The sequence below is a fragment of the Methanolobus tindarius DSM 2278 genome, from assembly GCF_000504205.1.
Lineage (GTDB): Archaea > Halobacteriota > Methanosarcinia > Methanosarcinales > Methanosarcinaceae > Methanolobus > Methanolobus tindarius.
Window position 1 is genome coordinate 2,057,562 of record NZ_AZAJ01000001.1, and the last position, 16,110, is coordinate 2,073,671.

A 16,110-nucleotide genomic window follows, 5' to 3' on the forward strand; every position below is an offset into this window, starting at 1 on the left:
AGTTTTGCTTTTGATAAGTTCCATCTTTTTTCTCTGGATGAAGACCAACATAGAGGTCAGGTCAGTTGTTGAGGAACAATATCAGAACCAGCAGTTGTTGCTTACAAGACATGTTGCCAGTAGTATAGAACAAACTCTCAATGAGAGGGTATCGCTTCTTGAAGTTATTGCCAAAAAAGATTCGGGTGTTCCTGATGACAATTTTGAATCGGACCTGAGGAGTGTTTATGATATTGCCGGCTTGTTCTATGTTGTGGAATATGTTGCGGAAAACGGTACGATTGTATCAGGTTATCCGGAAGAATCTGTTCCAATAGGTTTCAATCTTTTTGAACATGGGCAATCCCGTGCTTTTGAATATGTGAATGAGACCGGAGAGGTTTATATTACAGATCCTCTGAAACTCATGGAGGGAAATTACGGGTCTTTTATATGGGTTCCTGTTTATGAGGAAAATGTCTTCAGGGGAGCTTTTATTGCCATTATCAAAGAGACCGATCTGAAAGATCGGTATGTTGTTGAATCTAATTCTTCAAGTTACGCATATCTTATTGATGAGCGTGGAAGGATACTTTATGAAGGCAATCAGGAATATGAGCGAGGTGCTCTTTATGCAGATGTTTTTGGTTCCGATGCATCAGGATTACAGGAAATTATAGCAGACCAGGTTAATGGTTTTGAAGGTAATGGAAAATATTTCCTGCTTGAAAACGGAACTATATATGAAGAAAGACTTGTTTCCTATTATCCAATCCAGTGGTACAACCAGAAGTGGTCACTTGCACTGACAAGTCCTTCATCAGAAGTTGACCGCTTGATTGTTTCAGTTTACCTGAAGCTTTTTATTGTGGCAATGGTTTCGGTTATTTTCATTATTTTTGTAAGTTCATTCCTGGTTATCATTCTCTATAACTGGAGCAAGAGTCTTGAAAAAGAGGTGGGTGTGAAGACTCAGGAACTGAAAGAATCCAATGAATCACTGAGGTCTGCAAATACAAAGCTCAAAGAACTTGACCGCCTGAAAACAGAATTCCTCTCGGTTGTATCCCATGAACTAAAAACTCCCCTGACAGCCATGAGAACTTCCAGTGAGTTCCTGCGGGAAAGTGATGAATGTGATATTTCTATTCGAAGAAAAATGCTTGATATCATTATCAGGAATATTGACAGGCAGTCAAGAATGGTGGATGATCTACTGGACATATCAAGAATTGAATCCAACCGGATGAAATTCCATCAGGAAACTATGGACATCAGTAAAGCTATTCGTTGTTCGCTTGAAATGCTCTCTTCAAATCTCAAAGATAAAAACATGAACGTACTGGTTGAACTTCCTGATGATCTGTCATCAGTTTACACTGATAAAGATAAACTGGTTCAGGTTTTTGTAAATCTCCTGAACAATGCTGTAAAATTCAGTAAAAATAATGGTAATATCAGGATATATGCACAGGAAGATGGTGACTTTGTCAGGATAAGTGTTAGTGACGATGGAATTGGTATGAGTTCTGATGAGCTGGATAAAATATTTGACAAATTCTATCAGATAGACAGCACTTCTACCCGCAAAGTAGGTGGAAGCGGTCTTGGTCTTTCCATTGTAAAAGGTATAATTGAAGGTCAGGGTGGCACTATATCTGCTACAAGTGAACCTGGTAATGGCAGCACTTTTGTATTTACATTAAAAAAATCAATGTGACGAATTGATTAATAATAGTTTATAGTTTCATAGATTAAAACTGATGCTAGGTGTATTTTTCTACAATATTCTGCCCAATCATTCAGTCTAATATTTGATCACTGTTAATTGGAATAGTAAAACTGAAATTACTTCCCTTATTGATCTCGGTTTCCACTTTCACTTTTCCGCCATTCATTTCTACGAATTCTTTTACAATACTGAGGCCAAGCCCTGCTCCTTCGAATTTGCGATTAAGCGACGAGTCAATTTGTGAAAATGGCTGGAACAACTTTTCGATATTTTCTTCTTCAATCCCAATACCATCATCTTTAACAGAAACGTTAAGATTCTGGCCTTCTTTGGCTACGTTTACTTCAATGTTTCCACATTCATCAGTAAATTTAATGGCATTATTTATCAGGTTGTAGAGAACAGTCTTGAACTTGTTCTTATCGGCCTTTATTGTCTTTATGTCTTCATCTATGCAAAACTGCAGATCTATATGCTTTTTCTTTGCCATTGGAAGTGTGGAATTCTTTATGTCTTTGATTATAACAGGTACTGAAAACTCTTTAATATCCAGTTCGATTTTTCCTTCTTCGATTGCTGACAGCTCTATCATTGAATTGAGAAGAAGAAGTAACCTGTTTCCACTTCTTTTGACAACTTCCAGATACTCTTTTTGCTCTTTGCTTGTTGTCCCGACATAGTCTTCATGTAAAAGATCAGAGTATCCAATTATGAGATTAAGGGGTGTTCGTAGTTCATGACTTATATTTGAAAGGAACTGTCTTTTGGTACGGCTTGCATTTTCAGATATCAGCTTGGCAAAAACAAGTGCCTGTTCGGCTTTCTTCCTTTCAGTGATGTCATTGCCTGACGATAATACTCCTGTTACATTTCCGTATTCATCTTTCATGGCAATGTTATGCCATGCAAATATTCTCTCCCCTTCTTTTGTCATAATACGTGCTTCAAAATAGGGTTTGAATGGATCTTTACCCAGAATAAATTTATTATAATCTTTTTTCCACCGTTCTTTTAATTCATCAGGATATGCGAGCTCAAACCAGTTGTTTGAGATGATTTTACATTCTTCACATCCGAATATTTCGCATCCTCTCTTATTTATCAGTTTGATATTACCTTCAGTATCAATGGCTACTATAATCACGCCTACAATGTCAAGATAATTCTGTGCCCGGTCTCTTTCTTCTTTCAGTCTGACTTCAACCTGTTTGAGCCGTGCGATATCAACCATCAGGCCATTAATCCCTTTGAATTCCCCATCCTTTATTATTGGCCTGGATGTGGTGTGGACATAGCTGATATTTCCATCTTTTTTGACTATCCTGAACATATATGGCTTATGTTCACCGGAGACTGTTTTCTCAATATCCTCAAGCAGACCGCAGATATCATCGGGATGTACGTGTTTTGTAAAATGTGTACCCAGAACTTCTTCTATAGTATAACCTGTTATGTTTTCGATAGCTGGGTTAATGTATGTGAATAATCCTTCAGTATCGACTGAAAAAAGTACATCGTTGAGGTTGTTTAGTCTTTCACTATAGAACTCTTCTGTTTCTTTGAGTTTTGATTCGGTAAATTCCAGTTGTTTAGTAAGATTCACAATTTTTTTATTAAGCTCTTTTACTAAATTGTGATCATCTTGCTCACTCTTTTCTTCATTCCATGTATCTTTTTTTGCTATCATTTGCCTGGAAACCGCCATATAAGTAGTGTATTTTGTAATGGGATTCTTTTCTCACCATTGTTTCCTATGTCGAGTCAAAGTTTACTGCAATTGGCATTAACTCCACTATTAAGTCTGTTGACTTTTAGCCATACTACTTCCTGCACAGAAAATGGCAAATGAACTATATTATATTGTACCCGTATTCCCAGCTAATTTTAATGCCTGTAATGTTCTCTGATGCGCTTCGATTTAGGAAATCCCTCCGCAGGTATTATCTTAATAATTTCTGAATATTATATATAAATATTTATCCACTGGTATATGTTATCATATTTATGTAATAAAAAAAGATAGGTATTCAGTAAAAGCTCTGCAAAAAATGAAGCTTTAGTTCATATTCCAAGAAGTTGTTTTTTCTTTGCAGTGAATTCTTCGTTTGTTATAATTCCTTGTTTGTTCAGATTGGATAACTTCTTGATATGTTCTATTGTGTCATGACTACCTGTGACCTGACACGTTTTGTTGCGGATTATTTCACTTATGTATAATTTTGTCTTCCTGACAAATTCTTCGGCATTTTCATTTAAGGGAATAAGTGTGACTTTGAGGCTACTAATACTGTTCTGCATTTGTATGTTTGCTCCCAGAATTCCTTTTTCAAAAGCGATGTTGCTGATTTCTTCCAGCGGATACATTTTAGATCTGTAATATCCACTTTTTCGTTTGTAGTGGAACAATACTCTCTTAGGTGTAAGCACGAGTACTCCTTTAAGTTGATCTGATTTTTCCCCGAAAAGCATTCCATTTACAGTGCCGGTTACTGCATCAATGATCTCTTCATTTTCTCCCAGTACCTTTTCAATTTCTCTCATTCTCTCTTTTGTACATTTACTTATCATTATGAATCCCACACATTATGATGTATTTCAGGTACAATTCTTACCCTTGTAAAGATGATCTGCTTGTAATTTGTTTCAGTTCATCAGTTGAGAATTTACTCCGTTTATATCTTCTGTTAGATATAATCTCACTAATATAAAAAAATACTCTATCAAATTTTTATGCACATTTTCAACATGACTACATGATATGTTCATGTTTTTTATAATCGTTTTTTCACACTGATTTCTAAAAAAGTAATCATCTATGATATTTTTAATTATCAAAAAAGTAAAATTTCATTTGTAATATTCAATAAAGAGCAACTGATTTTACAATCGTAAATGACGCCGAGGTTGGGATTCGAACCCAAGCACTCCTTCCGGAGAAACCGGTCTCGAGCCAGTCGCGTTTGGACTCCGGGGCTGTTAAGCCAAACGGATTAGTCCGCTCTGCCACCTCGGCACAGTGAATTTGAAGGTCTTAATGTCTTAAAAATGTATCGAACGAATATTAAAAGTCAAAAAGGGAACTCTGGCTTTTTTTCGGAGCAATTTCTTCTTTAGTATCAGTTTCTTCCGGTATCGCGATATGACCGTATTGACCGCCGCCACCTGGGTGGACTATAAGTTTCTTTTCCCGAAAGGCAAGTATTGCATTTGAAATGCGTTTGTCAAGGAATGCCATGTCATCAATTTCTGCATTCAGGAGGACATTGAGTTCATTGCCATATAGTTCCATCAGGCCGTTCCATGCAGTCTGTACTCCTTTAGTATTAATGCTGGCATGCCCCAGTGCAGTCATTATTATTTCAGAAAGAGGCATCAAGTGTATGTAAGGAGGCCTATACTGCGGATGTTTCGGAGTGTCAAAATCGGCCAGCTCATTTACTCTGTCCTTTACACCTTTCTTAATAAGGCCGCCGCAGTTGTTGCATTTCCATTTAAGTTCCTGGCATTGTTCCAGAGTATAATGTGTATAGCATTTAATACAGGCAGATTCATTGTATTTTCCTTCCTGCGGATAGAAACCTGCATTGTATGTTACTCCATATCCTTCTTCCCTGAGTATAGCTTTCCGCAGTCCTTCAAAAGATGGTTCCGGGACATTTATCTGGTTGAACTCTCTTGCCAGTTTGTTAGACCAGGGCGAATGTGCATCCGAATTTGAGAGAAAAGTAAGTCTGTGCAGTTCCTCGATTCTGTCAGCATAGTCGCTGTCAGCACTGAGCCCAAGTTCAAGGAATGAAATGTAGTCTGTCATATCTCCGTAACAGCTTTTCAATGAATCGTGATATGCATAAAGTGCTGTCCATGGAGTAAATGCATGGCATGGGCCAATGAGCGCTTCAATGTCTTTTGCAATCTCGGCTATCTCACATCCGTTGAGTCTTACAGTCGGGCGGCCGTCTGCTGCAAGGTTACAGTACTTGCTGATATTCTCTGCAAGCTCTTCAGCTTTAGATATTGAGGGCAGCAATAACAGGTGGTGAACGCGGCTGCTATCCTCTATTTCAGTAGTGATTATAAAATTAGTTTTTCCAATGGCTATCGCTTCATCATCAATTGATGCTTTCTTGATTTCCTTAAGCCAAAGGGGATGGGTGCAATCTCCCGTTGCAACCAAGTCTATGCCTTTTTTCGCTGCTTCTTCTGCCATTACTGGCAGTTCCATTTTATTCGAACAAGCCATCGAATATCTGGAATGCAGGTGAAGGTCGGCATTGATTAACATCGTAATTAGCCAATGTATCTCAGGTCTTCATCTTTGGCAGTGCTCATTTCGGGCATGCCTTTTTGTTGCTGCTCCACTTCCTTAAGTCTCGCAACTATTTTTTCCATTTCCTTGGCACGCTCTTCAAGTGGACCAACGTCAATGTCAATGTCAAATACCTTGCATATGACTTTGAGGAGTGACTGTGCACTCTTTGGGTCTACAAGATAACCTGAAGTAAGTCCCATGAGACAGGCCGCATCTATTTTCTTGAACTTGCAAAGTCCAAGAAGAAGACCGGATGCCCCAACGATTCCTCCTCCGGGTTCGTTTTCTTTGAAGTTGACTCCGTACTCTTTAAGTTCATCAATAAGCTCGATGTTATTGACCGCTCCAAGTACTTCATCAGTATGAGTAAGTTGTCCTGTTGGGAATCCTCCAAGAGTGTATATTCTCTTAACGCCGAATTCCATTGCAAGATCAAGGTAAAGTGTACAAAGTTTGTAATGACCTTCTGTTGAAGAACTTTGATGGTCACCAATTAGTGCAATAATATCGTGTTTTTCCGTGTGGCAAACAAACATCTCGTTGTTAACAAGCTGTATTTCGCTGTTTTCATCAACAAGAACCTGAGGTGGGAAATGGTGTGAATATATCTCCAGAAGTTTCTCTGCTTCAAGCTCTTCCACCAGATGTTCGGCAACAAGTTTTCCTACGTGCCCTACTCCTGGCAGACCAACAATGAGCACTGGATTGTTAAGCTCCACATCTTCTTTTATGTGTATTACCTCTATTTCTTTCACAGGTTACCCTCCCTTCTTGCTATCCTGCGGTATTTGCCATATGGATCCTGTGGGGAAAATCTTGCAGGTTGTGGCCTGAATGTATCTGAGCCACATTTCGAACAGATAGCCTCCAACGTATATCTGCCACAATTCCTGCATTTGTAGATCTTCTGTCCCAAAGGGTCTCACGCCTTAACGGTGTCGTTATGCCTGTGGAATTCGCCTTTTCCACCAAGCTTTTCAATAGTATCAATAGCTGCTTTTGAAGACTTTTTCAGCACGGATTCAGCTTTCTTGTAGTCAGGGGCAATAACCTTGATTCTGTATCTTGGTGCACCAGTATAACTGATGTCTATCTTTACTCCTTCCTCCTCAATTTTATTTCCTGCTTCAAGAGCCATTTTAATGATCTCTATTCCATCAGGCAGGTAACAATTGAGGTCGATGTATCCGGCGATGTCTACAAATGGCAGTTTAATATTGCTCTGAGCAACCTTTACAATGCTAGTGACAATCTTTTTCTTCATTTTGACATCGTTAAAAGCATCTTCGCCACTAATGGCTGCTTCTTCGAATGCAGAATAAAGACTGCCAAAACTTTCCAGCAATTTCGGTTTGATTTTATCCATCTCATCCTTGCTGGTTCCTGTTTCCTCTGAAACGAACTGAAGCCATTTGAAAGCCTTCTGCTCGTTCTTCCAGTCCTGAATCTTTGCACGTTTCTGGTGCTCGTTGACATCTTTAAGGGACAGGTCTATGTGGCGACGTGAGGAGTCTACATTAAGAACTTTGCAGACTACCTTTTGTCCTTCGCGCACATGGTCTCTTACGTATTTGACCCATCCGGCCTTAATCTCGGATATGTGGATAAAACCTTCTTTTCCACCGAATTCTTCAAGGGTTGTGTATGCACCGAAATCAGTAACATTCTTTACAGTACAGACAACAAAATCCCCGCTTTCAGGCCAGTTGTTATCATCCATTATAAATCACTTTGATTTACTCGAGTACTTCGAGTATGTGTGTTGTGATTGTTGATTTGCCGCCGGTAGGTTCTGCAAGTGTTCTTCCGCATACAAGGCATGTTACCTTGCGGCTTGCACTGCCGAAAATTACCTGCTCGTTCTCACAATCATTGCATTTTACGCGTAAGAATCTGCTTTTTGGTTTGTTAATCATAATAATCACTCTGCGAAATCGAATTTCTTTGCCCTGAAACATGGTCTCTGGTGTGCCTTGTTACATTCTGTGCACCTGTACCTGAGCCATATTCTCTTTGTTGGCTTGTCTCCTCCAGGAACCTTTGAGAACTTTCCACTGTTTCCAATTCCTGTCTGGCGTTTCTTCTGTCTTTCGATACGTGTAAGTGTTGATGCCTTACCCTTCTTTACTCTTTCAACAACATGCTCTGTATGTTTTTTGCATGAAGGGCAGTGTGTTCTGAATCTCTTTGGAATCCTCATTATCTTCACCTAAGGTATGTTATTAATTTTATAGAATCATTTGTGCCACGTTACGTTTAATCAGTCCTTTTGCATTCAGGGCCGGTAAAACGATAACATCTTCGGCATGTAATGTGTAATTGCGATTATCCATAGCCTTGAAAGTAGGCAGGTCCTCCAGTATTCGCACAACAACGAATTCTTTATTTATATTACTTTTGCCTATTTCACCTTTATTGCTGGTGTCAGATGGCATGTCTGTATCCATATTTTCTGGATTTCCAGTATGGTCTGAAGCCATTGCTTCTTCAGTATCATCAACTTTATTATTTGCTGGTGCTTCCTTTTTAACCTTGCTTCCGGCTGCTTGGGGATCAAGGATGGGTACCAGCAATTCGGAACGAGCTGAATTTATTGCGGTAAGAACTGCATCGTACACTTTTTTTTCTTCCGGCAGTAGTTTGCTCATATCCTGGGAAGGCGGCATACTGGAAAATGCATTATTTGTTGCATAACTTATTATCTTGCGGATGCGGCGTATAAAAATTACTTCTATATCGGTAATAGCACTCTGTAATTCGTTGTCAAGCATTTTAGACTCAACTGAGCGTGGATTGTCTATTTTGAATATCTCTTCTTCCAGTTCCTTGAGATATTTCTCAACATCCCTGTAAAAACCAGGATGTAGTGATTTGAGTGTAGAACTTCCTTCATCCCTCAGCACGTTCTTTAGCTCATTACCGTCCATATTCTGCTACACCTCTGCACATAAGGTATATTGCGGCATATTCAGGAACTTCCTGTACGCCTTCCTCAACCATGAGGTCTTTACCTTTCATCTGCACTGCAAAAGGTTTAATCACTTTTATTTTTACCGACTTGTCGCTAAATACTACTGCATCATTTAGCGGTTCAAAGGATTCAAGTTCATCAATTGAGAGTGCAGTTACTTTCATCCCTGATTTTCCATGTAGTGAGCCCGGAAGCCTGATAAGTCTCTTTATATCTGCGGTGACAGGCTCATCGACACAGGCTGCCATCTGTTCAACACCCTGATTGACAATTGTCATTAGTATGTCTTTTTTAAATCCACCAAGTGCATCCATTTTCCCATTTTTTAATGCAGCAATCCTTGATTCATCCTGAAAAGCATCCACAAGCTTTTCCGCTGTAGTCTTCCCAACTCCTTTGAAACCACTTAGTATCTTGACTGCATCTTCATCTTTTGCGATAGAACTCAGGTATGTGATAAGATATCGGTTAATTCGTCCACCCCAACCTCCATCATCTTCGGAGGGGAAAACAGACATCTTGGCAGATTCTGCACCAGCATCACCGGAAATATCTTTCTTGGAAAATATCTTTTCAAGATTCAGTCCCTTTGAACTGACGTAATCCACAATTTCCCTTCTCTCCGCACTTCCAAGTGAAAGTACAGACTCTTCACTGATATGGAAATGATAACCTCTACCTCCGGAAAATACTGCATGCACCTGTTCTTCCCTGAATCCGAAATCATCCATCAGGAACTCAAGGAGTTTCAGCGTTTCTCTTTTTCCTTTCTCAAGCATGTCAGCGTAGGAATTTATTCCTCCGGGCAGGTGGTCAGAATCAATATCAAAAATAAGATCGGCTTTGAGCCAGTTCTTCTCTTTCATTTTAGGAGCGCCCGGGTATTCGTAGTATGCAACAGAATAGTATGCATGTGCAGGCCCGATTCCGCGCAGGTAATCATGGAGTTCTCCCTCAGAACCAAAAGCACGGTGTCTTTTCATGAAAGTATCCTGACCGCTGGTAAACTCAATGAAACCCCATTCTCTTGAAGTGAAATCAGGTGGTAACTTTATATCTGCTGTAGAATAGTAGTTCTGGAATGCAGATACTACAAACTGTCTAGTCCTTTCATCCATCTTATGCCTGTAGCTCCTATTTTACAATCGTGCTTTGATATTAAATCTGCTTTATGCGTCATAAACCTTATAGTCACCGTCTACATTATAGTCCTCGCATGAAGAAGGAAATGACGAGTGCTGATGTAGCTGCCCTTGCCCTTGAGCTAGGCTCAGGTGACACATCTATTATAGATGCAAAGATAGCTAAGATTTACCAGCCTGCACCTGATGAGATAAGGATAAATCTCTTTGTCTATGAAAAAGGCAGGGATAACCTTGTGATAGAGGCAGGAAAACGTGCTCATATGAGCCAGCACATTCGTCCAAGTCCCAAAATACCGCAATCATTCCCCATGATGTTAAGAAAACACATCATGGCAGGGCGCATCACATTTGTTAAACAGTATGACTTTGACAGGATACTTGAGATTGGTGTTGTGCGTGGCGGAATAGTTACTGTTCTTGTTGTGGAACTCTTTTCCCCGGGAAACATTGTTCTTCTTGATTCAGAAAGAAAAATCATCCTTCCAATGAAACCGGTAACTTTCAAAGGAAGAAGAATACGTAGTGGTGAAGTATATCAGTACCCTGAAGCCCAGATAAGTCCTGTTGATGCCACAGCAAACGATCTTGAAAATGTATTTGCAACATCGGACGCTGATGTTGTAAGAACCATTGCTACAAGGTTTAATCTTGGTGGAGTTCTCGCTGAAGAAGTATGCGCAAGGTCAGGAGTTAATAAGTCAGAACCTGCAAAGGAAATGGGTTTCGATGGAATTGAGGCTATAATTTTTGCTCTTAAGGAATTATTCAAACCACTGTTATCAGGCGACCTCAAACCATGTCTTGTGAAAAAAGAAGAAAAAGGTGAAGTAAAACCGTTTGATGTACTCCCTCTCGAACTATCTATATACAAGGACCATGCGAAAGAATCATTCCCTACATTTAATGCCGCTCTGGATGAGTTCTTTGGAAAAGCTGCAGCGGAGTCTGTGCAGGAAGAGGTCATAGCAGTCAAGAAAGAAAAAGTTGATGTGTTTGCCCGCCGTCTGCAAAAACAGGAAGCTGCAATTGAAAAATTTGGAAAGGATGCAGATAAGCAAACCCGTATTGCCGAAGTCATTTATGCTAATTATGTTGAGATAGAACAGATTATTAATATCCTTAAACAGGCACGTGATAAGGGTTATTCGTGGGATGAAATAAAGTCCATCGTGAAAAAGGCAAAAGATACCGTTCCTGCTGCAAAATGGATAGAGAATATCAACTCAGCAGAAGGGACTATTGTTCTGAACCTTGATGGTACAAGAGCCACAGTAGATATTAAACTTACAATTCCTCAGAATGCTCAGGTCTATTATGATAAGGCTAAGAAGCTCACCAAAAAGAAGGATGGTGCTCTTAAGGCCATAGAAGATACTAAACTTGCCATGCAGAAACGTGAAAAGAAAGTTTCCAGCAGACGCAAGGTCAGTAATAAGAAGTACTGGTATGAGCGTTTCAGATGGTTCATGTCTTCTGATGGATTCCTTGTGGTTGCAGGCAGGGATGCCGACACCAATGAGGAAATCGTCAAAAAATACATGGAAAAGCGTGATATTGTATTCCACACTCAGGATCCAGGAGCTCCTATTACAGTAATCAAGACAATGGGCAACGAAGTGCCTGAAACAACGTTGCAGGAAACTGCCCAATTTGTTGTTTCCTATTCAAGTGTATGGAAATCAGGCCAGTTCAGTGGTGATTGTTACTGGATTAAACCTGAACAGGTTTCCAAAACACCGGAAACCGGAGAATACCTTAAGAAAGGTTCCTTTGTAATACGTGGTGAAAGGAATTATTTCAGGGATGTTCAGGTTGCTGCAGCTATCGGGCTTGAACTTGAGGGAAGCACAAGGGTTATTGGTGGCCCGACATCTGCTGTGCGCAAACATGGTCAGAATGTGGTGGAAGTTGTTCCTGGTAAATATAACCAGAACGATGTTGCCAAAAAGATATACAAACTATATGTGGAGAAGTTAAAAGAGCCAAATTTTGTAAAGCAGATTGCGTCACCTGATAAGATTGCAATGATGCTTCCACCAGGTGAATCTGATATTAAAGTGTGAAATTAAGGTGTGAACATGAGAGTCGTAAAGAGAAATCTGAAAGGCAGAGATGGTGAGATTACTATAGTACCTGAGACTCTGGATGATCTCTGGCACCTGAAGTATATTATAGAGAAAGGTGACCTCATATTTGCTCTTACTAAAAGGAAAGCAGACTCTTCTTCTGATAAGATAAGACCTGAGAAGGTTGAGAAAAAAACAGTACGTTTGGGTATTCGTGTGGAAGAGCTGGAGTTCCATAAATTTTCAAACCGCCTGAGAATCCATGGTCTTATTGAACAGGGAATGGATGCAGGCCATTATCACACTTTTAATGTTGAGGAAGGAGTTGACCTTTCAATAATCAAAAACTGGAAAAAAGATCAGATGGAACGCATCAACGAAGCAGAAGCTTCTTCCAAGCGTCCTAAAGTTGTTATCCTTGCCATTGAGGAAGGAGATGCAGATATTGGTCTTGTGCGCCATTATGGTATTGAATTATATTCACACATAAGCCAGTCTTCCGGAAAAAGAAGCGAAGGTACTCTAAGGGAGGTATTTTTCCAGGAGATCATCGATCAATTGCTGCATGCAGCATCAGAATCAGAGGCTGTTGTTGTTGCGGGTCCGGGATTTATTAAAGATGATTTCATGAAATACCTGAGATCAAAAGAAGCTGAGTTTTCTTCCCGTGTAGTAACAGAAGATACTTCTTCAATCGGTATGTCCGGTTTCCAGGAGGTACTGAAGCGTGGGGCCGTAGACCGGATTATGGAGGAGTCCCGCATTGCCCGTGAGTCCTGCTTAATGGATGATCTGCTAAAAGAGATTTCTCTTGACGGTAAGGTTGCCTACGGTCTGGATGAAGTAAAAACTGCTCTGGATTATGGTTCGATTGATACTCTTCTGGTTGCAGATGAAATGTTGAGAATGGAACGTGAAAAAGGGGATATCGATTCATTTTTGCAAGCAGTAGAGCACAACCAGGGTAAAATTGTTGTTTTCAGTACAATATTTGAACCCGGTCAGAAGTTGCTTGCCCTTGGTGGAATAGCTGCCTTGCTGCGTTTTAAAATTTAATAAAAACGTTTCTGTTATTGTTTTGCTTGTAAAGCAAGTAACAAATTCTGGTATCTTAGTATATATAGTTTACGCGGTGCTTTTGTATGTTATGTGCAAAAGCAACAAACAGGACACTCTCTTTATTTTTATTTTTTGTTTTTTATAACGTATATTAGTCTAATAGGTTATTTTTAGTGTATTATTACTAAAAAACGCATATTTTACTTTTATATTCATTTTTACGTTGTCAAAATGCCTTATTTATCAAAAAAAACTATATTAGTCAATATTCTATTTTGTCATAATCAAAAATGATATATACTTCTATTTTAAAGTCCTTATCTGGAGGTGAAATAGGTAACACTTGAAGGAGGTAGCAAGCAGTTACAGGTAACACTTGATGGAGGTAACAAGTAGTTACATACTACAAGAATTGATTTGAAGATATTTCTGATGTTTATATTTTGCATCAGCATAAATTATTATAAAATTTAAATATTGTATGATATTTATCCAATTTTATCTTAGGGAAGTGATAAACTATGGAAGGAGAAGTAACAATTAAAGATTCATCAGCAGCAAGCCCAGCAGCAGTAGGCTTCTTTGGTCTTGGATTTGCAGCTACGTTCGCAGGACTTTTAAATATGGGTGTCATCCCAGACGGCCTAATGGTTATTGCAATGGCTATAACCCTTGGTGGTGTCGCTGAAGTAATAGCCGGCTGGCAACTCTGGAAAAAGGGTGACACATTCGGTGCATCAGCATTCACAATATTTGGTCTCTGGTGGTTTGCATTCTCATACATCAACCTTGCTCCAGTAGGAATATTCAATGCACCTATGGAGGCAGCAAGCGCTATATCAATGGGACTCTTCACTCTTGTATGGGGTCTCATAGCAACTGCACTCACAGTTGCAACACTTAAGATCGGTCTGAAGATGCTTACAGTCGTCTTCGTAGTGCTTGACCTTACATTCTTTAGTCTGGCATTGGTATTCCTTATAGGATTCTCTCTTACAATTTCAGGACTTATTACCCTGATCACAGGTATTGTAGCACTCTACATTGGTGTTGCACTTGTCTATGGTGAAGTAGGCATTAAGCTTCCACTTTAAAGTTGTAAGTTAAAAGTAAGAATTAAAGACGATTCAAGATCGGTAAGTTTCTACCGGTCTTTTATTTTTTTTATTTTTGTTTAGCAATATTTTCATTCACTCAAGTTTGTAGTTGTTATTAAAAATCCCAAAAAGACTATGAACGGAAGTTTCTGCTCTTTATGTTTAAACAGCAATCTCTTGTGTATATCAACCAAGACGTACAGCTCTTTCAGTTGATTCGATATACATAAGCTCTTTTCCATCCATATAAATGTGGATGACTCCACCTGACTGTGAGACTGTTACTGCAATTGCTACTGTATCCCTGGTAATTGCTGCTGCAGAAACATGACGTCCACCAAGGCCTTTTTCAACGTCAATTTCCCTGGCATCCACATCCAGATATCTTCCGGCAGCCTCAACCATACCTTCTTCCGATATGACAAAAACACCATCTAGCTGTGCAAATTCTTTCACTGACTCCCAGTTTTTCCTGTCTGTCAGGTCCCGGTCTGAGTCTTCCTGGCCAGCGTAGGGATTTAAGATCATCTGATGAGAGCGCATCATGACCTCTTCCACATCACCTAAAATAAAAGCGGTTCCTATCTGCTTACCTTCGCGACCCGTGTTGGAAATATCAAAAGCAATTTTCAGAATGGCACGCAGAACATCAGGGATAACCCTCTCCTCACATACCTTCATTTTCTTCACAATATCATTATCTTCAAGGTTGTGGACTACAATAGCATACGAATCCTTGCTTTCGATGATGCCTATTATATTTCCTTCGCTGATCTCTTCCAGAATGAATTCGATTGCAGAGGTACTTTCAATATGTTCTATTTTTCCGGCAGCCTGCTGGCCAATTTTATCCAGGATCTCTTTTGTTTTTTCTTCCTTGGTTTTGCTGCTTGCCACCAGGTGATCTATTATATTCTTTTGTTTGCTGCTTGCAAAATATACAGGTATGCTTGTCTTTGGCTTCTCAAAATCAGCTTCTCCTGATATGATTATCGCCGTTGACTTAAGCTCTTCTGCAAGCCTTACAGCAGTGTTGACAACTACCTGTGCACTGTCCAAATTATCCCCTCTGTTTTTGTATCAACAATAAAACTACTGAAACATAAGATATTATATTAGCTCATTTTATAAATAACACATGTTTAGCAGCGATATTAATTTATGTCCTCAGTATAAATGATAATTGGTGATATGTGTGGTGAGAGCTTTTGTTGCGGTAGATCTCCCTGTGGAGTTGCATGAAAAGATTACCGAAATTCAATTGAAGTTCAATGAATTCAAATTCAAGTTTGTCGATCCTGAACTGGTACATATAACTATGAAATTCCTTGGTGAAGTGCCGGATAATAAACTTTCTGATATATCAAAGGCTCTTGACAATGTAAAATGCGATACATTCAGTTCCCATGTAAAAGGAATCGGTGTATTCCCAAAGCCTAAATTTGCCAAAGTAATCTGGCTGGGATGTGACGGGAACTTTGATGCTCTCTATGAGCAAATTGAAAAATCTCTGTCCTCTTTTGAACTGGAACCAACCCTTCACCGATTTAGTGCTCACGCTACCCTGGCCAGGGTGAAATATCTCCCTAAAAAGAAAAAAACAGAATTTCTGGAATTGCTTGATGAGCTGAAGGATTTTGAAATTGGCAATATGGATGTAAAATCCATTAAATTAAAAAAGAGTATATTGACCCCCAAAGGGCCAATTTATGAAACACTTCATGAGGTCAGCCTGCAATAATAGCAGGCAGA

General features: G+C 39.4%; 16 protein-coding genes and 1 tRNA gene. 5 read left to right on the forward strand and 12 right to left on the reverse strand.

Going from position 1 to position 16,110, the window contains the following annotated elements; genetic code table 11:
• Positions 1–37 precede the first annotated feature (37 nt).
• A complete protein-coding gene (locus METTI_RS09940) occupies positions 38–1,699 on the forward strand; it encodes a sensor histidine kinase (RefSeq protein WP_169729113.1) in 1,662 nt (553 codons plus the stop codon).
• An 82-nt stretch (positions 1,700–1,781) separates the two neighbouring features.
• On the opposite strand, the gene METTI_RS15190 is transcribed toward METTI_RS09940, so the two are convergent.
• The 11 genes from METTI_RS15190 to priS form a co-directional block, all read right to left on the reverse strand.
• Positions 1,782–3,398 (reverse strand): PAS domain-containing sensor histidine kinase, encoded by a 1,617-nt coding sequence (locus METTI_RS15190; RefSeq protein WP_023845691.1) that lies wholly within the window; start codon positions 3,396–3,398, stop codon positions 1,782–1,784.
• Positions 3,399–3,772: 374 nt separating this feature from the next.
• A complete protein-coding gene (locus tag METTI_RS09950) occupies positions 3,773–4,279 on the reverse strand; it encodes a PH domain-containing protein (RefSeq protein WP_023845692.1) in 507 nt (168 codons plus the stop codon).
• Between the two features lie 328 nt (positions 4,280–4,607).
• A tRNA-Ser gene (locus METTI_RS09955) sits at positions 4,608–4,724 on the reverse strand.
• A 48-nt stretch (positions 4,725–4,772) separates the two neighbouring features.
• A complete protein-coding gene (locus METTI_RS09960) occupies positions 4,773–5,993 on the reverse strand; it encodes a TIGR00375 family protein (RefSeq protein ID WP_023845693.1) in 1,221 nt (406 codons plus the stop codon).
• A 5-nt stretch (positions 5,994–5,998) separates the two neighbouring features.
• A complete protein-coding gene (locus tag METTI_RS09965) occupies positions 5,999–6,775 on the reverse strand; it encodes a proteasome assembly chaperone family protein (RefSeq protein ID WP_023845694.1) in 777 nt (258 codons plus the stop codon).
• Entirely contained in the window at positions 6,772–6,936 is a 165-nt protein-coding gene (locus tag METTI_RS15570; protein ID WP_023845695.1) for an RNA-protein complex protein Nop10, read from the reverse strand. Before METTI_RS15570 ends, METTI_RS09965 begins: the two co-directional genes overlap by 4 nt.
• A 6-nt stretch (positions 6,937–6,942) precedes the next feature.
• The gene (locus METTI_RS09970; RefSeq protein WP_023845696.1) at positions 6,943–7,740 is read right to left on the reverse strand and encodes a translation initiation factor IF-2 subunit alpha; all 798 of its coding nucleotides are present in this window, start codon (positions 7,738–7,740) and stop codon (positions 6,943–6,945) included.
• 16 nt (positions 7,741–7,756) lie between these two features.
• The gene (locus METTI_RS09975) at positions 7,757–7,936 is read right to left on the reverse strand and encodes a 30S ribosomal protein S27e (RefSeq protein WP_023845697.1); all 180 of its coding nucleotides are present in this window, start codon (positions 7,934–7,936) and stop codon (positions 7,757–7,759) included.
• A gap of 5 nt (positions 7,937–7,941) precedes the next feature.
• Positions 7,942–8,220 (reverse strand): 50S ribosomal protein L44e, encoded by a 279-nt coding sequence (locus METTI_RS09980; RefSeq protein WP_023845698.1) that lies wholly within the window; start codon positions 8,218–8,220, stop codon positions 7,942–7,944.
• A 28-nt stretch (positions 8,221–8,248) separates the two neighbouring features.
• Entirely contained in the window at positions 8,249–8,947 is a 699-nt protein-coding gene (locus tag METTI_RS09985; protein WP_023845699.1) for a hypothetical protein, read from the reverse strand.
• Entirely contained in the window at positions 8,937–10,109 is a 1,173-nt protein-coding gene (priS, locus tag METTI_RS09990) for a DNA primase catalytic subunit PriS (protein ID WP_023845700.1), read from the reverse strand. Before priS ends, METTI_RS09985 begins: the two co-directional genes overlap by 11 nt.
• A 98-nt stretch (positions 10,110–10,207) precedes the next feature.
• Here priS and rqcH point away from each other — a divergent pair, with 98 nt between their 5' ends.
• The 3 genes from rqcH to METTI_RS10005 all read left to right on the forward strand — a co-directional run bounded on the left by rqcH (position 10,208) and on the right by METTI_RS10005 (position 14,355).
• Positions 10,208–12,199, forward strand: a complete 1,992-nt coding sequence (rqcH, locus tag METTI_RS09995; protein WP_023845701.1) for a ribosome rescue protein RqcH — start codon at positions 10,208–10,210, stop codon at positions 12,197–12,199.
• A 15-nt stretch (positions 12,200–12,214) separates the two neighbouring features.
• Positions 12,215–13,258, forward strand: a complete 1,044-nt coding sequence (locus METTI_RS10000) for an mRNA surveillance protein pelota (RefSeq protein WP_023845702.1) — start codon at positions 12,215–12,217, stop codon at positions 13,256–13,258.
• Positions 13,259–13,782: 524 nt separating this feature from the next.
• Complete coding sequence (locus tag METTI_RS10005; RefSeq protein ID WP_023845703.1) at positions 13,783–14,355, forward strand: acetate uptake transporter; 573 nt, start codon at positions 13,783–13,785, stop codon at positions 14,353–14,355.
• Between the two features lie 189 nt (positions 14,356–14,544).
• Here METTI_RS10005 and METTI_RS10010 read toward each other — a convergent pair whose 3' ends face one another.
• Complete coding sequence (locus tag METTI_RS10010; protein WP_023845704.1) at positions 14,545–15,417, reverse strand: DNA integrity scanning protein DisA nucleotide-binding domain protein; 873 nt, start codon at positions 15,415–15,417, stop codon at positions 14,545–14,547.
• Between the two features lie 139 nt (positions 15,418–15,556).
• Between METTI_RS10010 and thpR the strand changes: the two genes are divergently transcribed.
• Positions 15,557–16,099 carry an RNA 2',3'-cyclic phosphodiesterase gene (gene thpR / locus METTI_RS10015; protein ID WP_084324057.1) on the forward strand — a complete coding sequence of 181 codons (543 nt, stop codon included), beginning with the start codon at positions 15,557–15,559 and terminating at the stop codon, positions 16,097–16,099.
• Positions 16,100–16,110 lie beyond the last annotated feature (11 nt).